Source organism: Sulfurimonas marina (assembly GCF_014905095.1).
Classification (GTDB): domain Bacteria; phylum Campylobacterota; class Campylobacteria; order Campylobacterales; family Sulfurimonadaceae; genus Sulfurimonas; species Sulfurimonas marina.
Genome location: NZ_CP041165.1, coordinates 186623 through 205359, shown reverse-complemented (window position 1 = coordinate 205359; position 18737 = coordinate 186623). Strand labels below are relative to the sequence as shown.

Annotated in this window: 27 protein-coding genes and 1 pseudogene; 6 read left to right on the top strand and 22 right to left on the bottom strand. The window is 36.2% G+C overall.

All coding sequences use genetic code 11. The annotated features are described in order from the left end of the window. Positions 1-59 precede the first annotated feature (59 nt). The 15 genes from FJR03_RS01080 to rpsJ are packed head-to-tail and all read right to left on the bottom strand — an operon-like array spanning position 60 to position 6211. The gene (locus FJR03_RS01080) at positions 60-245 is read right to left on the bottom strand and encodes a type Z 30S ribosomal protein S14 (protein WP_193113833.1); all 186 of its coding nucleotides are present in this window, start codon (positions 243-245) and stop codon (positions 60-62) included. Then, positions 245-793 carry a 50S ribosomal protein L5 gene (gene rplE, locus FJR03_RS01075; protein ID WP_193113832.1) on the bottom strand — a complete coding sequence of 183 codons (549 nt, stop codon included), beginning with the start codon at positions 791-793 and terminating at the stop codon, positions 245-247. The genes FJR03_RS01080 and rplE overlap by 1 nt, the downstream gene beginning before the upstream one ends. Before the next feature lie 4 nt (positions 794-797). Next, positions 798-1028, bottom strand: a complete 231-nt coding sequence (rplX, locus tag FJR03_RS01070) for a 50S ribosomal protein L24 (protein WP_193113831.1) — start codon at positions 1026-1028, stop codon at positions 798-800. After that, positions 1028-1396 (bottom strand): 50S ribosomal protein L14, encoded by a 369-nt coding sequence (rplN, locus tag FJR03_RS01065; protein ID WP_193113830.1) that lies wholly within the window; start codon positions 1394-1396, stop codon positions 1028-1030. The genes rplX and rplN overlap by 1 nt, the downstream gene beginning before the upstream one ends. Before the next feature lie 2 nt (positions 1397-1398). Further along, positions 1399-1644, bottom strand: coding sequence for a 30S ribosomal protein S17 (rpsQ, locus tag FJR03_RS01060; protein ID WP_193113829.1), 246 nt, complete (start codon positions 1642-1644; stop codon positions 1399-1401). Between the two features lie 10 nt (positions 1645-1654). After that, a complete protein-coding gene (rpmC, locus tag FJR03_RS01055) occupies positions 1655-1843 on the bottom strand; it encodes a 50S ribosomal protein L29 (RefSeq protein WP_193113828.1) in 189 nt (62 codons plus the stop codon). Further along, positions 1830-2255, bottom strand: a complete 426-nt coding sequence (rplP, locus tag FJR03_RS01050; protein WP_193113827.1) for a 50S ribosomal protein L16 — start codon at positions 2253-2255, stop codon at positions 1830-1832. The genes rpmC and rplP overlap by 14 nt, the downstream gene beginning before the upstream one ends. A 3-nt stretch (positions 2256-2258) precedes the next feature. Continuing rightward, a complete protein-coding gene (gene rpsC / locus FJR03_RS01045; protein ID WP_193113826.1) occupies positions 2259-2972 on the bottom strand; it encodes a 30S ribosomal protein S3 in 714 nt (237 codons plus the stop codon). A gap of 1 nt (position 2973) precedes the next feature. Further along, complete coding sequence (gene rplV, locus FJR03_RS01040) at positions 2974-3291, bottom strand: 50S ribosomal protein L22 (RefSeq protein WP_152183758.1); 318 nt, start codon at positions 3289-3291, stop codon at positions 2974-2976. Positions 3292-3293: 2 nt separating this feature from the next. Then, positions 3294-3569 carry a 30S ribosomal protein S19 gene (gene rpsS, locus FJR03_RS01035; RefSeq protein ID WP_193113825.1) on the bottom strand — a complete coding sequence of 92 codons (276 nt, stop codon included), beginning with the start codon at positions 3567-3569 and terminating at the stop codon, positions 3294-3296. Continuing rightward, positions 3569-4414, bottom strand: coding sequence for a 50S ribosomal protein L2 (gene rplB / locus FJR03_RS01030; protein WP_193113824.1), 846 nt, complete (start codon positions 4412-4414; stop codon positions 3569-3571). The genes rpsS and rplB overlap by 1 nt, the downstream gene beginning before the upstream one ends. A 1-nt stretch (position 4415) precedes the next feature. Next, on the bottom strand, positions 4416-4697 hold the full coding sequence (locus FJR03_RS01025) for a 50S ribosomal protein L23 (protein ID WP_193111167.1): 282 nt from the start codon (positions 4695-4697) through the stop codon (positions 4416-4418). Continuing rightward, positions 4697-5314 carry a 50S ribosomal protein L4 gene (gene rplD, locus FJR03_RS01020; RefSeq protein WP_193113823.1) on the bottom strand — a complete coding sequence of 206 codons (618 nt, stop codon included), beginning with the start codon at positions 5312-5314 and terminating at the stop codon, positions 4697-4699. The genes FJR03_RS01025 and rplD overlap by 1 nt, the downstream gene beginning before the upstream one ends. Further along, positions 5314-5889 carry a 50S ribosomal protein L3 gene (rplC, locus tag FJR03_RS01015; protein WP_193113822.1) on the bottom strand — a complete coding sequence of 192 codons (576 nt, stop codon included), beginning with the start codon at positions 5887-5889 and terminating at the stop codon, positions 5314-5316. The genes rplD and rplC overlap by 1 nt, the downstream gene beginning before the upstream one ends. Before the next feature lie 10 nt (positions 5890-5899). Next, positions 5900-6211, bottom strand: coding sequence for a 30S ribosomal protein S10 (gene rpsJ, locus FJR03_RS01010; RefSeq protein ID WP_152183763.1), 312 nt, complete (start codon positions 6209-6211; stop codon positions 5900-5902). A 177-nt stretch (positions 6212-6388) separates the two neighbouring features. On the opposite strand from rpsJ, the gene FJR03_RS01005 reads away from it, so the two are divergent. Continuing rightward, positions 6389-7453: an ATP-binding protein gene (locus tag FJR03_RS01005; RefSeq protein WP_193113821.1), complete on the top strand. Its 1065-nt coding sequence runs from the start codon at positions 6389-6391 to the stop codon at positions 7451-7453. Here the strand turns inward: FJR03_RS01005 and FJR03_RS01000 are convergent. The 7 genes from FJR03_RS01000 to FJR03_RS00970 all read right to left on the bottom strand — a co-directional run bounded on the left by FJR03_RS01000 (position 7450) and on the right by FJR03_RS00970 (position 14658). After that, entirely contained in the window at positions 7450-8142 is a 693-nt protein-coding gene (locus FJR03_RS01000) for a LytR/AlgR family response regulator transcription factor (RefSeq protein ID WP_193113820.1), read from the bottom strand. The genes FJR03_RS01005 and FJR03_RS01000 overlap by 4 nt on opposite strands. Beyond that, positions 8123-9121 carry a sensor histidine kinase gene (locus FJR03_RS00995; protein ID WP_193113819.1) on the bottom strand — a complete coding sequence of 333 codons (999 nt, stop codon included), beginning with the start codon at positions 9119-9121 and terminating at the stop codon, positions 8123-8125. Before FJR03_RS00995 ends, FJR03_RS01000 begins: the two co-directional genes overlap by 20 nt. Next, the gene (locus FJR03_RS00990; RefSeq protein WP_193113818.1) at positions 9114-10514 is read right to left on the bottom strand and encodes a phytoene desaturase family protein; all 1401 of its coding nucleotides are present in this window, start codon (positions 10512-10514) and stop codon (positions 9114-9116) included. The genes FJR03_RS00995 and FJR03_RS00990 overlap by 8 nt, the downstream gene beginning before the upstream one ends. Continuing rightward, a complete protein-coding gene (hemH, locus tag FJR03_RS00985; RefSeq protein WP_193113817.1) occupies positions 10514-11455 on the bottom strand; it encodes a ferrochelatase in 942 nt (313 codons plus the stop codon). Before hemH ends, FJR03_RS00990 begins: the two co-directional genes overlap by 1 nt. Before the next feature lie 66 nt (positions 11456-11521). After that, positions 11522-12340, bottom strand: coding sequence for a TIGR01777 family oxidoreductase (locus FJR03_RS00980; RefSeq protein ID WP_193113816.1), 819 nt, complete (start codon positions 12338-12340; stop codon positions 11522-11524). A gap of 66 nt (positions 12341-12406) precedes the next feature. Continuing rightward, entirely contained in the window at positions 12407-13717 is a 1311-nt protein-coding gene (locus FJR03_RS00975) for a cryptochrome/photolyase family protein (protein ID WP_226962143.1), read from the bottom strand. Next, positions 13714-14658 (bottom strand): YbgA family protein, encoded by a 945-nt coding sequence (locus tag FJR03_RS00970; RefSeq protein ID WP_193113815.1) that lies wholly within the window; start codon positions 14656-14658, stop codon positions 13714-13716. The genes FJR03_RS00975 and FJR03_RS00970 overlap by 4 nt, the downstream gene beginning before the upstream one ends. A gap of 187 nt (positions 14659-14845) precedes the next feature. Between FJR03_RS00970 and FJR03_RS11795 the strand changes: the two are divergent. The 5 genes and pseudogenes from FJR03_RS11795 to rnhB form a co-directional block, all read left to right on the top strand. Further along, positions 14846-15754, top strand: a pseudogene (locus FJR03_RS11795) (methyl-accepting chemotaxis protein); the annotation flags it as partial. Beyond that, on the top strand, positions 15752-16162 hold the full coding sequence (locus FJR03_RS11860) for a CZB domain-containing protein (protein WP_226962215.1): 411 nt from the start codon (positions 15752-15754) through the stop codon (positions 16160-16162). The pseudogene FJR03_RS11795 and the gene FJR03_RS11860, both read left to right, overlap by 3 nt. Before the next feature lie 10 nt (positions 16163-16172). After that, a complete protein-coding gene (locus FJR03_RS00960) occupies positions 16173-16547 on the top strand; it encodes a response regulator (RefSeq protein ID WP_193113813.1) in 375 nt (124 codons plus the stop codon). 3 nt (positions 16548-16550) lie between these two features. Next, on the top strand, positions 16551-18113 hold the full coding sequence (locus FJR03_RS00955) for a hybrid sensor histidine kinase/response regulator (protein ID WP_193113812.1): 1563 nt from the start codon (positions 16551-16553) through the stop codon (positions 18111-18113). Then, on the top strand, positions 18098-18661 hold the full coding sequence (rnhB, locus tag FJR03_RS00950; RefSeq protein ID WP_193113811.1) for a ribonuclease HII: 564 nt from the start codon (positions 18098-18100) through the stop codon (positions 18659-18661). Before FJR03_RS00955 ends, rnhB begins: the two co-directional genes overlap by 16 nt. Positions 18662-18737: the final 76 nt, after the last annotated feature.

The window sequence follows — 18737 nt, the reverse complement described above, 5'->3', positions numbered from 1 at the left end:
TGACTTTTGTGTAATTAGCAGTAAAAACTGCTAAAAACTAATAATTAGAAGTTTCCGGCTTACCAGCTAGACTTTCTAACACCTGGGATCATTCCCTCGTTTGCCATTTTTCTAAAACAGATACGGCAGATACCGAAATCACGAATTACAGAGTGTGGACGACCACAAATCTGACATCTTGTATATGCACGTACTGCATATTTTGGAGTACGTTTCGCTTTAGCGATCATAGACTTCTTTGCCATTAGTTGCTTCCTCCCTTAGTAAAAGGCATACCCATTTTTTCTAATAGAGTATATGCTGCCTTATCATCTTTCGCAGTTGTAACTACAGTGATGTTCATACCATGGATTTGCATGATAGAATCATAACTGATTTCTGGGAAGATAAGTTGCTCTTGAAGACCGAAGTTATAGTTACCACGACCGTCAAAACCATTTCTTGGAACACCACGGAAGTCTTTCACACGAGGAAGTGCGATAGATACAAGGCGATCGAAGAAGTTATACATATTTTCACCACGAAGTGTTACACGAACACCTACTGGCATACCTTCACGAACTTTGAAACCTGCAACAGATTTCTTAGCGATTACAGTAGAAGCTTTTTGACCAGCGATAGTTGTAATAGTATCTTCAATGTTTTGAATAAGTTTGTTATCTTTCATAGCAAAACCAGCACCAACAGAGATAACTACTTTCTCTAATGCAGGAATATCCATAACATTTTTAATATCTAACGCAGATTGTAACTCTGGTTTTAAAGCTAAATATTTTTCTTTTAAACGAGCCATCTAATTATGCCTCCACTTTACGTACATTTGAAACATCGATAGGCATCTCTTTATTGATATGACCACCTTTAGTGTTTTCTTCAGTTGGTTTAACAGCTTTTTTAGCTATTTTACAACCCTCTACGATTACTTTGTTTTTCTTTGGTAGAACAGCTAAAACTGTAGCTTTTTTACCTTTGTCATCACCAGCGATAATCTCTACAGTATCGCCTTTTTTGAAATTAAATTTTGCCATTAAACAACCTCCGGAGCAAGAGATACGATTTTCATAAATCCAGCATAACGTACTTCACGACCAATTGGTCCGAAGATACGAGTACCGATAGGCTCTCTCTTGTCATCAAGTATAACAGCTGCATTGTCATCAAAACGAATTAATGAACCGTTTTCTCTTTGAACTTCTTTATGAGTTCTAACGATAACAGCTTTTACAACTTTACCTTTTTTAACTTTAGCAGTTGGAATCGCTTTTTTAACAGAAGCAACGATAACGTCACCTACTGTTGCATAACGACGCTTAGAACCACCAAGAACCTTAATACACATAATCTCTTTTGCACCTGTGTTATCAGCTACGTTTAAACGAGTAAAACCTTGAATCATTACTACGCTCCTTTAACTACTGACTTAAGTCTAAAAGATTTTGTTTTAGAAAGTGGACGACATTCGATAGCTACTACCTCGTCTCCAACTTTTGCCTCATTACGCTCATCATGTACTAGGTACTTTTTGAAACGTTTTACAACTTTGTGGTAACGAGGATGCATTACACGGCGTTCAACTACGATTGTAATAGTTTTCTCACCAGCAATTTTTACAACATTACCTTGAATTTCACGTTTATGTGTCATCGCTCGTCCCCTACTTTGCTACTGCAGTTAATGCAGTGTTGATTCTTGCAATATCTTTTTTAGCAGTTTTTAATTCGCTGCTGTTTTGTAATTGCATCATTTTTTGTTTAATTTTTAGAGTAAACAGCTCAGTTTTCTTCTCTTTAAGCATTGCTTGAAGTTCAGCTGCACTTTTACCTGCTAAATCAGAATATTTCATTGCTCATCTCCGCAGTAACAATTTTTGTTTTGAATGGAAGTTTGTGCATTGCTAAAGTTAAAGCTTCACGAGCTAAATCGTGAGGTACACCACCCATTTCAAAGATTATACGACCTGGTTTAATGTTCATTACCCATTGGTCAACTGGACCTTTACCCTTACCCATACGAACTTCTAAAGGACGTTTTGTTAAAGGTTTAGCAGGGAATACACGAATCCAAATCTTACCATTTCTTTTAATGTGACGCGTAGCAGAGATACGAGCCGATTCAATTTGACGAGAATTGATACGACCAGCTTCTACAGCTTTAAAACCGATGTCACCAAAAGCTAATTTGTAACCTGAACGAGCGTAACCACGGTTACGACCTTTCATTACTTTACGATATTTTGTTCTTTTTGGCATTAACATGATCTATTCCGCCTTTTCACTATTTTCACGACGTGGTTTTCTTCCGCGACGCTCTTTTTTCTCTTCTTTAGCTTCTGCAGGGATACCTTTAGTTAGTACCTCACCTTTGAAGATCCATACTTTAATACCGATGATACCGTATGTAGTATGAGCTTCTGCGAAACCATAGTCGATTTTTGCACGAAGTGTATGAAGAGGAACACGACCCTCTAAGTACCACTCAGTTCTTGCCATCTCAGCACCACCAAGACGTCCAGAAACAGAAACTTTGATACCTTTAGCACCACTTCTTTGTGCACCTTGCATAACTTTTTTCATAGCTCTACGGAATGCAACACGACGCTCTAATTGAGTAGCTACGTTCTCTGCAACTAATTGTGCAGAAGCTTGAGCTTTTTTCTCTTCTTTGATGTTTACAGAAACAGCTTTACCGATAAGGTTTTGAAGAGAAGTTTTAAGTTTCTCAATATCAGCACCTTTTTTCCCGATAATAATACCAGGACGAGCAGCAATGATAGTTACACGTAATCTTTTTACAGTTCTTTCAATGATGATGTTAGAAACACCAGCATAGTAAAGTTCTTTCTTTAAATATGTTCTAATCTTGTGATCTTCACCTAAATTTGCTGCAGCAGATTCAAACTTAGGAAACCAACGGCTTTCCCAGTTACGGTTGATACCAAGACGTAAACCAATAGGATTAACTTTTTGACCCATACTATTTACCCTCTACTTCTACTAAGATATGTGCTGTTGGTTTTCTGATACCTGAAGCCATACCACGAGCACGTGGACGGAAACGTTTAAGTACTGGACCATTGTCAACACGACAAGATGTGATAACACAATCTTCTGCTTCGTTACCGCTGTTAGCTACTGCTGATGCAATAACTTTAGAGATAATTTTTGCAGCTTTGTTTGGAGTAAATTCTAAAGCAGCCATTGCTTCTTCAGCATTCATACCTTGAACCTCTCTAGCAATTAGACGAGATTTAATTGGTGATACACGGATAAATTTTAATAATGCTCTAGCCATGATTACCCCTTCTTCTGAACAGAGCCCTTGTGGCCCTTAAATGTACGAGTTGGTGCGAATTCACCAAGTTTATAACCAATGTGGTTCTCTGTTACATATACAGGAACAAATTGGCGACCATTATGAACATTTAATGTTAAACCGATCATATCAGGAAGAACTACTGATCTTCTTGACCAAGTTTTAATAGGTTTTTTGTCTCCGCTTGCTTTAGCAGCTTCAACTTTTTTCATTAAATGGTCATCTACGAATGGACCTTTTTTAACTGAACGAGCCATTAACCTACCCTTTTTGCATTTGGTTTACGACGAGTGATGATTAATTTATCACTTGCTTTTTTACGACGAGTTTTAGCACCCTTCGTTGGTTTACCCCAAGGAGTAACTGGATGACGACCTGAATTCGTTTTACCTTCACCACCACCATGCGGGTGATCAATTGGGTTCATTGCAGAACCACGAGTTTGAGGACGGATACCCATATGACGAGTACGACCAGCTTTAGCTAATACGATGTTTGAGTACTCTTCGTTACCAACTACACCAACAGTTGCCATACATTCACCAAGAACAAGTCTCATTTCAGATGAAGGCATACGTAAAGAAACATACTTACCGTCACGACCCATAATTTGAGCAGAAGTTCCAGCTGAACGTACCATTTGTCCACCTTTTCCAACTTTTAACTCAACGTTGTGTACAGTTGTACCAACAGGGATGTTTTTAAGTTTCATTGCATTACCAGGTTTAACGTCTAAACCAGATTCAGCTGCTGAAATTTTATCACCTACATTTAAACCTTTTGGTTGTAGGATGTATCTTTTTTCACCGTCTGCATAAGTTACAAGAGCGATACGACAGTTTCTGTACGGATCGTACTCGATAGCGCTTACTGTACCTTCGATGTTCATTTTATTTCTTTTGAAATCAATGATACGGTAAAGTTTTTTAGCACCCGCTTGTTTATGACGAGATGTAATACGTCCGTTATTGTTACGACCAGAGTGAGTAGGTAACTTAACTAATAATGAACGAACACTAGCTTTTGCTGTAATGTCTGAATTATCTACGTTCGTATAAAAACGACGAGATGGAGTTATCGGTCTATAAGTTTTAATTGCCATCTTATACCGCCAAACTTTCTATTTGTGCACCTTCTGGTAAAGTAACATAGAACTTTTTGAAGTCGTTTTGTTTACCTTGTACACCACGGAATCTTTTAACTTTTCCGCTTTGATTTAAAGAGTTAATTTTTGAAGGAATGATTCCGAAATACTCTCTAAACACCTCTTTAAGACCAGTTTTAGTCATACGTGGTGAAGTTTGAACAACAATTACACCATCTTCTTGTAGACCAAGAGTCTTCTCTGTATATAGTATAGATTTAATATCTGTAATATCTGCCATTACTTAGCCTCACTTACAAGATTTTCCCATACAGCTTTTTCTATCACGATTGAACGATAGTTTGCAGCTAAGTATGCGTTTAACTCATTAGACTCAATTACATAAGTAGATTGAATATTTTCAAATGCTAAGTATGTTTTTTCATCTAAAATTGATTTTACAAATAAAGTATCTCTTTGGTTAAGAGCTTTGAACATTGCGTTTGCATCTTTAGTTTTACCAGATGCTACTTCAATGTTATCTACTACAAAAAGAGTACCATTTTGAGCATGCTCATTTAAAGCAAAGTTTAAAGCAAGTTTCTTTTGCTTTTTGTTTACTTTTAAATCGTAGTTACGGTTGTTTTGAGGACCAAATGCCTTACCACCACCTACGAATACAGGAGAACGACGAGAACCAGCACGAGCACGTCCGCCACCCTTTTGAGCCCATGGCTTTTTACCACCACCACTTACATCACTTCTACCTTTTGCGATTGCAGTATTTGCACGCATAGCAGCTTGAGCTGATTTTACATAAAGGTATAGGTTATGAGGATTGATTCCAGAGAAAGACTCTGGTAATGCGATCTCAGATGCTTTTTCCATTTTTTCATTTAAAACGATTGCTGCACTCATTATTTAGCTACCTTTACACGACCTAAAGTACCGTTAGCTCCACTTACTGAACCTAAAACCGCAATGATTTTGTTTTCAGCATCGAAAGAAACGATCTCATTTTTTACACTATTTTGTGTATTTCCGTATTGTCCAGGCATTTTCTTACCTTTCATAACACGACCTGGCCATTCAGCATTACCGATAGAACCTGTTCTACGACCAAATCTATGACCGTGAGATGCAGGACCACCACCGAAATTCCAACGCTTCATACCACCTTGAAAACCGCGACCTTTAGTAGTAAAAGTTGATTTTACAGTTGTTGCTTCTGCTAATGGAGCTAGATCTAAATCACCAGCTTCAGTATTTGCAACTTCTAAAGTAACAAAACGGTTAAATTCAGATGAAAGGTTAAATTTCTTCTGTTGACCTTCAATTGCTTTATTCATTTTTTTGCCGCTAGCGTAAGCCACTAGTGCTTTACCATCGTTTACATCACATACTTTTGCATCTAGAACTCTTAAAAGAGTAACAGGTTTTGCAGGAACTGTGATAGTACGGCTCATACCGATTTTTTCAACAATATATTCCACTTGTTACTCCTTATTTGTCCATAGAGCGAACTTCAACGTCCACTTCCGGTGCTAAGTCTAGTTTCATTAATGAATCAACAGTCTCTGGCGTAGCAGATACGATATCGATCATTCTAGCATGCATACGAATTTCAAATTGCTCACGAGATTTTTTGTTAACGTGAACAGACTTTAAAACTGTATATTTACGAATTTTTGTTGGTAAAGGTATTGGACCACGGATTACCGCACCAGTACGCTTAACAGCCTCTACGATTGACGCTACAGATCTATCAAGTACACGATGATCGTAAGCTTTCAATTTCAAACGAATTTTTTCCATAATTTTCCTTCTAAAGAACTCGTTAGCTCGATGGCTAACCATTTAAGGGAGCAGAATTATACTCAAATTAGTTCTATAATTCAAGGATTTTGGGGCTAAAAAATGAAAAATAAAGAAATTTATTTCCTTTTAATAAGGAAGTGATAAAATTATGTTATCAAAATTTTGGATAAAAATATGGAAATTTTACTTGAAGAGTTTTATAAAATTGATTTGCACCTTGATAAATATCATGACAGGAAGGTACAGATCGATGAAAGATCGTATCAAATTAACGGGATTACAAAGAGTGGAAAAACACAACTTGTAAAGTCTTATCTACTCTCTCATAAAAAAAGCAGCTATCTTTATATAGACTGTGATGATATCAGAATAGATGTAGAGGTACTCAATAGTTCACTCAATAAATTTTGTCAGGATAACAGGATAGACATTCTTGTTTTTGATAACTATAAAGAGGAGTTCAATTTTCCAAATGTTTCCCAGCTTCTTATAACATCAGAAAAAAAACTTCCTATTCCCGAGTTAGATGCATTAAGTCTGTATCCTTTAGATTATGAAGAGTTTCTAGCATATGAACATAAATACGACTCATCAGCACTAAATCACTTCTTCCAACTCGGAGGACTTGCCGTGATGCATAAAATATACAGTGATGAGAGAAATATCTACCTGCAAAAAGTTTTTCAAAATGCTTTAGATGATATTGAGTTTGACATTCTCGTACTGTGTGCCAAGTTTAATTCACAAAAGCTCTCTGCTTTTACGATCTATGAAAGGTTAAAAGCAAAAAGAAAAATCTCAAAAGACAAACTTTATAAATCGTTTGAAAGTCTGGTAGAAAAACAATATATCCATCTTCTGGAGAAGTTTAACCATACGAGAGCGACAAAAAAAGTCTATCTCTGCGACACATCTTTAAAATCAGCCCTTAGCTTGGAGAAAAACTTCGGGCGTTTATTTGAGAACATGGTTTATCTTGAACTGCTCAAACAGGATAAAGAGCTCTTTTACGATGATGATCTGGAATTTTATCTTCCCCAAGACGATGAGATTATTTTGTGTAAACCCTTCGCGGACGAGAGAAAGGTATTTAAAAAGCTAGAGAGTTTAGAGGCGTTTATCTTTACCTATTCCATTAGAAAGATAACGGTAGTTACAATGAATAAAGAGGGCTCTCTCTCCCATCCCCTTTCTAAAGTAAACATTGTCCCTTTTGATGTATGGGCGATTGGCGACTAGGAGTTAAAAGCCTCACGAAACGCTTTTGCTCCATCTTTACTTGATTCTATCTCATCATTACAATGTTTGAACGAAAAACGTAATTTGCTTTGTTCTATCGTTGTGATGTTTTTAATCTCATCTACGTTTATCAGGTAAGAGCGGTGTATACGGAAAAAATTATACCCTGCAAGTTTTTTCTGAATATCTGAGATCTTTTCACCAAGATAAGAAAATCCGCTTGCCGATCGGATAGTCACCTCGGAAAGGTCCGCTTTAATATAGTAAATCTCTTCAGGCTTTAGCAAAAGATAGTTCTCCCCTGTTTTACTCATAAACACTGTACGCTCTGTTGTAGCTAAACTTTTTACGCGTTCTATATTTGACTTCAGCTGCTCAATACTAAAAGGTTTGACAAGGTAACCTACCGCTCCTATATCGTAAGCTTTTAACGCATGCTCATCATAGGCACTTTGATAAATGATAGCAATGTTTTGATTCATGTATTTGAGTTCATATCCAAGTTCCAAACCATTTGTTTTTGGCATATTTATATCTAAAAAAACTAAGTCAAAAGCCACTTCGCTACAAAGCTTGAGGGCATCTTCTGCATTATCTACATCACTTATATCTTCATACCCCAGAGTATTTAACATACGAAGTAAACGTTTACGTGCCAACTCTTCATCGTCAACTATTAATATTTTCATCACATTGTCCTATATATATTTCAAACTGGTTTTTTGCAGGGTCTGAGATAACAATATCCCCTTTGCATAACAGCTCCAATCTCTGTTTTAGATTATTAAGCCCCACTCCAAAACTACTTTGAGATATTTTAATCCCATCATTTGAGACCACTATCTTTTTTCTTTGAATATTAAAAGAGATAAAGATATGTAAATCTTGTCTATCGTATCCATGTTTGATCGCATTCTCTACAAGCAGTTGCAGAGAAAACTTTGGAACACTCCACGAAGGGATTTCGTTTTCTATATTTAAAAACAGCTGGTTTGAAAAACGTATATTTTCAAGTTCAAGATAACTCTTCACATTTTTGAGTTCATCTTCTAACGAGATAAGCGCTTTTTCATCCATACTGTTTCTCAAAAATGAGGAGATCTTTAAGATTGCTTCCTCTGCTTTATCTTTATCCTGATGGATAAGCTCTGCTATAGAGTTTAAAGCATTAAACATAAAATGGGGATTGAGTTGTCTCTCAAGCGATCTAAGGCGGCTTTGCATATACTCATAATCTCTTTGTTCTTTTTGATTTCTGATGTTAACAAAACTGTAGATTATCACTCCCATTATATATGTTAATATTCCAACGATCACTGATACTGAAAAAAACTTCTGCATAACTATTGCCAAAAGTTCTACTCCTAAAACCTTAGCAAGAAACACTCCGCTTAAAAAACCAAAAAAACCGCTCAAAAAAGAGAAGATTGCCGCTACTATATTCCAATAACTGCTTTTCAAAGAAGGTAATACTTTCGTGTTCATAAAAGTTATCAGCACCAATGAATATAAAGTTATACAAAACCCGAGTATCCCTCCAAATAAAATACCGCCGATGTAACTTTGATCAAGCAGGGTATATCCAAGCATTGAAAGCAGTGATGAAAACACTACACCCATCACAAGGATCAAAAGCCAGTCTTTAGGCTTTATTTTAAGTTTATACATCTAAAAGCCTTGCCAGATTTTTAACCCCCATCATAACACCGGGCCACCCTTGTGCTGCAAATGTAGTATCACCCACCTGATATAATCCCTCTATATGTGTGTCATTCGCCGGAAGTTTTACTAAAAAGTTTTTCATAGTTATAGGATTACCCCCAACCTGTTCTCTGTTTATATATCGTTTAAAAGTAAGCGGTGTAGCACTAAAGAGATCAACCACCTCATCTTTACTGAGTTTAAAAGTCTGTATAATCTCTTGTGCTATCTCCCCTTGCAACTTCTCTTTTTTACTTTGATACTGATCATACCATATACGATAATTTGTATGTGTAGATGCTGTTATGCTAACATATCCATCTTTAAAGTCATCACTAAATGAGATAAATACAGAGTTTGAAATAGCATGGGTAAAACATTTCTCTTTTATTATCTGATAATGGTAGTCAAACTTTTTATCTGTTTTGAGTGTGATATAAACAACAAATGTCCCTTGATGATTGTCTAGTTTTTTATAGCGTTCAAACTCCTCTTTATATCTTTTCTTGCTAAAGAGTTGATCGCTTTGATACACTGTTGAGTTTAGGATCACTTTTTTAGCATAAAATTTTTCTTGAGCAGTTTCAAGCTCAAAATAGTTTCCAATTTTATCTATATTGAGCACTTGAGTATTTTTAAAAACAGACTCTACATTTTTAGTTAAATCTTCAAAAAGCTTTTTAAACCCTCCTGCTACATGATGGTTCTTGTTAAACGTATATGCCAAAGCAACTGCAGCGGTAAAAAAACTGATCTCTTTCAACTTCGCCTGCGCAACAATAAGTACCTGTGCTTCTAAAAATTCTTTATACTCCTGCTCAACTTCTCCATAACACCGTTTTATAAAATCCTCCCCGCTGATAAAGAGATATTTTCTAAACTTTATAACAAATGGAAGAAACGAGAACAAAGAGAACAGTTTTGCAATAATGTTTTTGTTGGAGTAGTAGTACCCTTTGAGTTGATAGAACTCTTGATTGATCCTATACACTAGATTCCAAAACTGCTCATGCTTTTGGGACGGATAGTTTTTTTGAAGCTCTCTTACAAACTTTGAAAGCTCCCTGTAGCGCTTTGTAATTTTCCCTTTGTGGATCACCTCCATCGAAAGTTCAGACTCTTTGAGATTTGGATCTAAACCTATCTCGTCAAACACCTCTTTTACAACATGCCCATCCTCATACCCTGCCAAGGTTGTCGCTCCCGTGTTATACCAATACCCCTTGTGTTTAAAAGAGGAACTGCACCCTCCAAGGTTAGTATCTTTTTCAAAAAGAGCAACTCTGTACCCTTTCTTACTTAAAAGTGAAGCTATGGAACTTCCACCTGCACCCGATCCCACTACGGCAAAATCAAACATCACTTCTCTTTTAAATTCTCGTAAATATTGGTAATACACTTCACAAACTCAGGATGATTATTTGGTGCTTTAGCAACTCTATACTCATCAAATCCAAGTTCATCTGCAATCTCTTTATACTCAACATCAAGTTCAAACTCTGTTTCGGAGTTGTCAATTGTAAATGCAATAGGATAGATAATCACCTTTTTCTTTTGCAATGTTTTTAACTTCTCATCAAGATAAGGTTTAATCCATTCCATAGGTCCCAGCCTTGATTGATACGCCAAGTGTGTTTTATAAAAATGTATATCATTAGCCACTAAAGCTTTTCTTGCATGATACACATTGCGTTTTATATGCTCTTGGTAACTATCCCCTTTTTCAATAATTTTCTTAGGAAGTCCATGAGCCGAGAATACCAATTCATATTCTGTAGGGTCCTCCCCGTTTAGTGATTCTTGAATCCTCTCAACAATAGCATTGTTATAGTATGGATCGTTATAATAAGCATCTACTTTTTTAAGATTGACCTTTATCTTGTTTCTTTTAAGTTCTGCCTCTAAATCATCGTAACTCGATAAGGTCGTAGTGGATGAAAAGTGTGGGTACAATGGAATTGCATAGATATTCTCTACACCTTTTAACTCTTGTAAAACATCTTTTGCAAAGGGTGGAGTATAACGCATCACCATATGGATCGAAGCATCCTTTATACTGTTATGCAAGTCAGAGATAAGTTTATGTGTATATTTAACAATAGGTGACTTTCCACCTAAAGCTTTGTAGTTCTCTCTTGCTTCACCCTTTCTTTTAAAAGTGATAAGCTTTGCAATAAGATAACGGATAGGTTTAGGAGCGGAAATAATCCTTTTGTCATTAAACATATTATTTAAAAAAACTTCAACCTCATCAAGGTTATTTGGACCACCCATATTTAAAAGTAAGATTGCATTTTTCATAAAATCCCCGTTTTTGTTTTAATTTTATGATCTAATGCAATCTGTTTGTATGGCTTTTTTGTCGGTTTATCCTAAATGATGCTGCAGGCTCGACTCTATAGTCGGGTATTTAAACTCATATCCATTTTCCAATAAAGCTTTAGGGTATATCTCTTTAGAGCCGGTAAAGACAGTTGCAGCCTCGCCATAAAGTATTTTCAGTACAAACTCAGGCAGAGGAATGAGCGTAGGTCTGTGTAATACGGCACCAAGTGCTTTTGTATACTCATAATTTGAAACTGGATGGGGAGCGGTAAGATTGAAAGTACCTGTAAGTTTTTTCTCGCAAAGATACTCATATACACCTACCAGATCGTCTATGTCAATCCAGCTCATCACCGTCGTACCGTCACCTACCACTCCAGCAATGCCGAGTTTAAAAGGAGTCAGCATCTGCTTTAACGCTCCCCCGTCTTCTCCGATTACGATTCCAAAACGCACTATAGCTGTTGGTTTGTTACACGCCAAAGCGCTCTGCTCCCATAACTTTGTTAGAGCGCCTAAAAAGTCATCTGCATATTCTTTATAACTTTCATCATATACACCCCCGTCCGGATATGCACCGATCGCCGATGTAGATATAAAGTAACGCACATCACTCTCGTTGATCGCACTTACCAAAGTTTTAGTGGTCTCCACCCTGCTGTTTATAAGCACTTTTTTATACTCAGAATTCCACCTTTTAATGATGGGGGCACCTGCGAGATTTATAACAACATCTACCCCTTGAAGCTTCTCTAAGATCTGCTCTTTAGTGTCATCTCTATGAATATGTACATTCTCTTTAAAAGTTTTTTGCAAATGTGAACCTATAAATCCACTTGCTCCGGTGATTGCTACTTTCATAACGCACCTCCTATGTTTTCATATACTATTATACTATCAAGTTACTTTGTACCCTTTTTTTGTCAGTTAATTTTTAAATGACTCTACCGCCTTTTTAACAGCCTCTTTGTGAACTACCATCGGTTTAGGATAGTTTGGGATATCTTTACTTAAAAGATACGCTTCATCGTGAAGATATTTTGAGGGCAGCTCTTTTAACTCCGGCATATATTTTTTTATGTATAGCCCCTCTTTATCAAACTTTTTACTTTGAAGGTAAGGATTGAAAACTCTAAAATAGGGTTGCGGGTCAACACCCGTCCCTGCACTCCACTGCCACGACAACACATTACTTGCCTTATCATAATCAAGAAGGTGCTTTGCAAAAAAAGCCTCCCCAAACTGCCAAGGCAAAAGCAGATCTTTTGTAAAAAACGAAGCTACAATCATCCGTACTCGATTGTGCATATATCCGGTTTCCAAAAGTTCCCTAAGCCCTGCATCTACAATCGGTACACCCGTTTTTGCCTTGATAAACTTTTCATATTTTTCTTGATCATACACACCGTTAAAAGTATACTTGAAATTGTGTGTTTCGAGTGATGGAAAATGAAATAACAGATATCCGTAAAACTCTCTAAAAACAAGTTCCCTAATAAACTCTAAACTCTCTTTCATATTGCATAACTCTCTAAATATCTCCCGTACCCCGACAGTTCCGAAACGGAGATCGACGCTCAAGTGTGAAGTGGCATCACGCATCATAAAATCACGTTCTGTTTTATATAAAGGCAGCTTCTGTTTCAGTTTTTCCAGTTTTTCATAGGGGGAGAGGATTGCAACATCCTTTTTTACAAACCCCATCTCTTCTAGCGATACCTGCTTATCATATTCTGCATCAAGCAGTTTCATATCTCCAATCTTTGTACAGGAGAGTTCTTTCAAAGGGAGCTGTTTTAGCACCTCTTTAAAAAACGGTGTAAAAACCAAGTATGGAGTGCCGTCTTTTTTAAGCACCTCGTTTGGTTTGAACAGATAGGTCTCGTTTAGATAACGAAAATGGAGCTTATGGGATATCTCTCTATCTCTTTGTTTTGCATAGGTATCATAATCACCAGAAGCGATAACTTCGTCAAAATCGTACTCTTGCAACAACCTCTCAAAAACATTTTGAGGTGTATCGTAAAAAATTTTTAGATCCAGTCCTAGCTTTTGCAGATCGCGTTTTAACTTCATTACATAAAAATAGATAAATGAAACTCTCTTATCCTCTTTATCTAAATGCTGAAGAATGTTTTTATCAAAGATAAATATAGGAAGCACTTCCCCGTCAAATGACAATATTTTATTGTCCTTTACGCGGAGATCCCTTCTAAACCAAAGTATACGCTTCATCATTTCCCGCTTTTTATGTCACTTCTCAGTGCCAACTCTTTTGGATATGGTTCTAAAAACTTTTGCTCTAACAAATAGTTTACCCCATATTTTGTTGCATAGAGCTTGAGCGTTAAAATCGGAGTGATCACTGGAATAATCTTATTTGCATAATCACTGATCTGCTCATGCAAAAGGGTTTTCTCCTCTCGAGTGAGAAACTTTTTAACAAAACCCGCCATATGTTCAAGTACATTTCTTGTTTTTTTAATACTACTTTTTAAAGAGATCGTTTTTTTAAAGTTTATCTCATACTCCGACAACACCTCTTCAAAACTTTTTTTCTCTTCATTGGCAACAATACGTCCCAGTTTTCTATACAAAACATCATCTTTAGATGAAAGCAAAAATTTAAACTCTTGATGAAACTTTACAAGAGCCTTCATATCTGCATCTTGTTTAAAATCTTTAAAGGCACGATAAGCATAGACCTGCATTATAAAGTTTTCTCTTAACCAGGGATCGTTGAGTCTTCCCTCCTCTTCAATCGGAAAATATTGAAACTCCTCTTTACACATCTTTGCAAAAACACCATCATCTTTACCGTTTGCAAAACCGTTTTGAAGATACACTTTCGAGCTTCCAAGCCCGCACGTCGGAGATTTTGATTTTAGTATGATCGCATCTACCTTATGGTTTTTAATCTTATCAAGCTCTTTTTGAGAATGCTCTTTCAAGGTTTTTGTCAAATTAATACCTGTTTTATTTGATATAGTATGGAGTTGTTTGTCTATCTCCACCATACGAATCGATTCTCTTGGACTGCTAAAAGCAATATGTTCAGGACAAAAAGAAACAAAAGAGGCAAATCTGCTTAATTCATCTACTATAAAGTCAAACTTTTTGTGTCCACCGTCAAAACGGACTTTGTCACCGAGTAGACACCCAGAAACTGCTATCTTCATGATATTTTCCTTTATAACTTTAGAGATAATTAGTCTGGATCAGTACTTGCATACTTTTTCCTACTATTTTTATAACTCTATCAAGTAATAAAGTTATTTTGTAGTCTTTATTTGTCAGCTTATTTATAACGCATTTAAAAGTAATCTATGTTAGAATTACTAAAATTTACACTAGGGTATTGAAATAATGTTTTTTTCTAATAACAATCATGATACAAAAAGAGTTCAGAAGCTCGAAGAGAGAATAGCTGCACTTGAGAGTGAACTCAGTTTTTACAAAGAGATCGCAAACTTTTCACAGGATGAAATTGTTGTTGCACTCAATAACAATGAAGAGTATATATTTGAAAACAGTAATGCCTCTAGTAATATTCAAGAGCATGCTGAGTTAGCACAAGAACTCCGTAAAAACACTGATATTATAGAGCTTAACGATTGTACAGGAAAAGTAGTATCTAAAGAGATGCAAAGTACAAATGCTACTCTTTATGTGATCAAAAAAACAGATATGCGAGATACTCGTGACAGTAACATTCTCTCTTTACACCAAAATGCAATTACTACTGCCTTGCTAGATACCCAAAAGACATTTTCACTGATGCTTGAAGAGTTAAAAGTTATGAAAAGTGAATCTGTAGAGATTGCAGATGAATCAAAAGAGGGCTTGTCGTTAATCATACAGTCCTCTTCCGATATGGATCTTTTAACACAGCATATGGAGGACAACCTTAGCGGGATGAACTCACTCAATGAAAGGAGTAAAGAGATCTCTAGTGTTATTACACTTATTCAAGATATTGCCGATCAGACGAACCTTCTTGCTCTTAATGCTGCGATTGAAGCAGCTCGTGCCGGTGAGCACGGTCGTGGTTTTGCCGTAGTTGCAGATGAAGTAAGAAAACTAGCTGAAAAGACAGCTACTGCAACTAAAGATATCTCACTAGTTGTAAAAGCGATGCAACAAGAGACTCATCAGGCTGAAACAAGTACAAATGAAGTAAATACTATTGTAGTTAATACAAAAGATAACATTGCGAACTTAAATAAAAAGATAAAATCTTTCCAAGAGAATGCTTCTCGCAACCAGTTTGAAGTGGAACACTTAAGTGATAAAATCTTTACATCTCTGGCAAAAATCGATCACGTGATCTATAAACACAATGTATATGCCCTTATTTTTGGAGAGGAAAATACATTCAAATCGGTAACTCATAAAGAGTGTCGTCTTGGAAAATGGTATTCAGAGGGGATAGGAAAAGAGAACTTCTCAAAAATGCCTTCATATGTTAAACTTGACCAGCCTCATGCTATTGTCCATCAAGAGGCAAATTTACTTGCAGATGAGTGTGGCGGCGATAAGGTTGTATGTTCTAAAGAGATCATTGAACAGCGTATTAATGCCATTGAAGATGCTAGTAAAGATGTATTTAAATATTTAGATGAACTAGTTGAGCAGCGTGCAAAAGAGATGATGCACTTAGCAACAAAAGAATTATTTAATTAAGGAAAACATGATGGAAGAATCAAAAAAAAATGTTGTAATCATTGATGATGAAAATGAGATATTATCGATGTTGGAGAGATTCTTAACACGCAGCGGAAACTATAAAGTAAGAACTTTCAATAATCCTCTTACTGCTATTTCTTCTCTTCCTAAAGATACGGATATCATACTACTTGATATTATGATGCCACAGATGAGCGGTATAGATGCTCTTCCTAAACTTTTGGAAAAAACTCCGGATGCAAAAGTGCTGATGATGACTGCTTACTCTACACTGGATAAAGTACTCAATTCACACAGACATGGTGCAACTGACTATATCATGAAACCTTTTCCGTCATTAGAAGCTTTAGGGAAAAAGATTGAAGAGGTTTTAAAAAAATAACCTATGAACTTAGAAGAGGTATCGATACTCCTGGTTGAAGATGAAGACAGCTCAAGAGAGATGCTTAAACACTTTCTTGAACAACTTGATTTTGCCGAAGTATATACAGCTAAAGACGGTAAAGAAGGGTATGAATGTTTTTTAAACTATCAACCTGATCTGATTTTAACAGACTTAAGCATGCCTTTTATGGATGGTCTTGCTATGTCTGAGAAGATAAAATCTATCACTTCACATGTCCCTATTCTCCTAATCACTACCCGCTTTGAAAAAGAGATTACTGAAAGAGCTGTTGATATCGGAATAGAGGGTTATCTCTTTAAACCTATCAGCTTCGATCGTCTTGAAAAACTTCTGTACAAATATGCACATAGAGTTTTACTCGAACGTAGCCTTACAAATAAAATGAAGCTCTTAAATGAGTACAAACGTGCCATAGATGTAAGTTCTGCTGTTACAAAAACAGATACCAACGGTGTCATCACCTATGTCAATGATGCCTTTTGCAAGATGTTAGGTTATACAAGAGAAGAGCTTGTAGGGCATAAACACAATCTGGTAAAACACCCCGATACTCCAGCAGGTACATATAAAGAGTTATGGGAAACAATCACACAGAAAAAAGTTTGGAAAGGGAGAATAAAAAACCGTAAGAAAAACGGTAAAACCTCCTATGAATATTCAATCATCGTACCTATTCTCAATGAGGATAATGAGATCGTAGAGTTTATAGCACTCCGTCAAGATATTACAGATCTCTTCTATCAAGAGGAGTACCTAAAACGCCGTATCCAAGAAGAGGTAAATAAAAATCTTTTGGAAACAAAATTCTCCACTATCGGTAGAATGGCAGCGGGGATCACTCACGAGATCAACACACCCTTAACATATATTCGGGGAAACCTAGAGATGATGATCCAAGATATTCAAAGTATCGATAATGAAGTGAAACAAAAAGAGTATCTTCTTGAAGACAGTAAAACACTTCTTGAAGGGGTTCACCGTATTGCCAGTATAGTAGAATCTATGAGGGAGATGGCTTCACAAAAACAAGAAGTACCCCAGCCTACAAATGTATATTCCTCTTTAATTACTGCACTAACACTCGCTTACAATAAAGCAAAGCAGATCTCTGAGATACATATACAAAATGAGATCTTTAAAATCGGTATGGATAAAGAGAAATTCAAATATATCGCAAATGTTCAAAAACAGAGAATTGAACAGGTTTTAGTGATTATTATCAACAATGCCCTTGACTCACTTAAAAAGGTTGACGACTTTAGCAAAAGACTATTAGAGATAACGATAGAGAGAGAAAACGAGTTTATCGTTGTTCGAATTCAGGACAATGGAGGGGGTATCGATGAAAAAATATTACCTAAAATCTTCGATCCTTTTGAAAGTAATAAGGAGGAAGGCGGCATGGGAATCGGTCTTAATGTAGCAAAACGGATCATAGACGATCATAACGGAAAAATAATCCCTACAAATCATGAAAACGGGGCACTTTTTGAAGTTTATTTACCTAATGAAGGGACACCATTAGTATGCTCTGTGGAATAGATGAAGCAGGTCGCGGCTGTATTGCCGGAGATCTTGTTGTTGCAGCTTGTATTTTTAAAAATGATATAGTCATACCCGAGGGTTTGAACGATTCAAAAAAGATCAGTGAAAAAAGAAGATATGAACTTTTTGAAGTTGTTAAAGATGCAACTAAACACCATATCGTGATCAAGTCTTCTGAAGAGATCGATGAAAAAGGGATCTCTTCATGTATGCAAGAAGCACTACAAGAGATAAAAGCAACTCTAAAAGCAACAGAATATCTGTTTGACGGAAATACTACTTTTGGTATTAAAGATCTAAAAACAATGGTAAAAGCGGATGGGAAAATTCCTGAAGTAAGTGCCGCATCTATCCTTGCAAAAGTAACCCACGATCGCAATATCATCTCTGATGCAAAAAAGTACCCTCTTTACCAGTTTGAAAAACATAAAGGGTACGGAACTGCATCACATGTAGCACTTATTAAAGAGCATGGTTATTCCCCAATACATAGAAGAAGTTTTAAGATAAAAGCACTTGAGCCTACATTGTTTGATATTGTTTAAGATATAACTTTTTTTTATAAATTAACACCGAAAAGACACTTTTAAGCTTTTCTTTATATTTATAGATATAGAATCA

Excerpts from the sequence above, each read along its gene's own strand:
- rplN (WP_193113830.1), bottom strand. The coding sequence starts at position 1,396 with ATGATTCAAGGTTTTACTCGTTTAAACGTAGCTGATAACACAGGTGCA.
- FJR03_RS00990 (WP_193113818.1), bottom strand. The coding sequence starts at position 10,514 with ATGTTTGATTTTGCCGTAGTGGGATCGGGTGCAGGTGGAAGTTCCATA.
- rpsC (WP_193113826.1), bottom strand. The coding sequence starts at position 2,972 with ATGGGTCAAAAAGTTAATCCTATTGGTTTACGTCTTGGTATCAACCGT.
- rpsS (WP_193113825.1), bottom strand. The coding sequence starts at position 3,569 with ATGGCTCGTTCAGTTAAAAAAGGTCCATTCGTAGATGACCATTTAATG.
- FJR03_RS00955 (WP_193113812.1), top strand. The coding sequence starts at position 16,551 with ATGAACTTAGAAGAGGTATCGATACTCCTGGTTGAAGATGAAGACAGC.
- rplP (WP_193113827.1), bottom strand. The coding sequence starts at position 2,255 with ATGTTAATGCCAAAAAGAACAAAATATCGTAAAGTAATGAAAGGTCGT.
- rnhB (WP_193113811.1), top strand. The coding sequence starts at position 18,098 with ATGCTCTGTGGAATAGATGAAGCAGGTCGCGGCTGTATTGCCGGAGAT.
- rplV (WP_152183758.1), bottom strand. The coding sequence starts at position 3,291 with ATGGCTAGAGCATTATTAAAATTTATCCGTGTATCACCAATTAAATCT.
- FJR03_RS00975 (WP_226962143.1), bottom strand. The coding sequence starts at position 13,717 with ATGATGAAGCGTATACTTTGGTTTAGAAGGGATCTCCGCGTAAAGGAC.
- FJR03_RS00995 (WP_193113819.1), bottom strand. The coding sequence starts at position 9,121 with ATGTATAAACTTAAAATAAAGCCTAAAGACTGGCTTTTGATCCTTGTG.
- FJR03_RS00970 (WP_193113815.1), bottom strand. The coding sequence starts at position 14,658 with ATGAAGATAGCAGTTTCTGGGTGTCTACTCGGTGACAAAGTCCGTTTT.
- FJR03_RS00980 (WP_193113816.1), bottom strand. The coding sequence starts at position 12,340 with ATGAAAGTAGCAATCACCGGAGCAAGTGGATTTATAGGTTCACATTTG.
- hemH (WP_193113817.1), bottom strand. The coding sequence starts at position 11,455 with ATGAAAAATGCAATCTTACTTTTAAATATGGGTGGTCCAAATAACCTT.
- rplX (WP_193113831.1), bottom strand. The coding sequence starts at position 1,028 with ATGGCAAAATTTAATTTCAAAAAAGGCGATACTGTAGAGATTATCGCT.
- FJR03_RS01080 (WP_193113833.1), bottom strand. The coding sequence starts at position 245 with ATGGCAAAGAAGTCTATGATCGCTAAAGCGAAACGTACTCCAAAATAT.
- FJR03_RS01005 (WP_193113821.1), top strand. The coding sequence starts at position 6,389 with ATGGAAATTTTACTTGAAGAGTTTTATAAAATTGATTTGCACCTTGAT.
- FJR03_RS01000 (WP_193113820.1), bottom strand. The coding sequence starts at position 8,142 with ATGAAAATATTAATAGTTGACGATGAAGAGTTGGCACGTAAACGTTTA.
- FJR03_RS01025 (WP_193111167.1), bottom strand. The coding sequence starts at position 4,697 with ATGGCAGATATTACAGATATTAAATCTATACTATATACAGAGAAGACT.
- FJR03_RS00960 (WP_193113813.1), top strand. The coding sequence starts at position 16,173 with ATGGAAGAATCAAAAAAAAATGTTGTAATCATTGATGATGAAAATGAG.
- rplE (WP_193113832.1), bottom strand. The coding sequence starts at position 793 with ATGGCTCGTTTAAAAGAAAAATATTTAGCTTTAAAACCAGAGTTACAA.
- rpmC (WP_193113828.1), bottom strand. The coding sequence starts at position 1,843 with ATGAAATATTCTGATTTAGCAGGTAAAAGTGCAGCTGAACTTCAAGCA.
- rplD (WP_193113823.1), bottom strand. The coding sequence starts at position 5,314 with ATGAGTGCAGCAATCGTTTTAAATGAAAAAATGGAAAAAGCATCTGAG.
- rplB (WP_193113824.1), bottom strand. The coding sequence starts at position 4,414 with ATGGCAATTAAAACTTATAGACCGATAACTCCATCTCGTCGTTTTTAT.
- rpsJ (WP_152183763.1), bottom strand. The coding sequence starts at position 6,211 with ATGGAAAAAATTCGTTTGAAATTGAAAGCTTACGATCATCGTGTACTT.
- rpsQ (WP_193113829.1), bottom strand. The coding sequence starts at position 1,644 with ATGACACATAAACGTGAAATTCAAGGTAATGTTGTAAAAATTGCTGGT.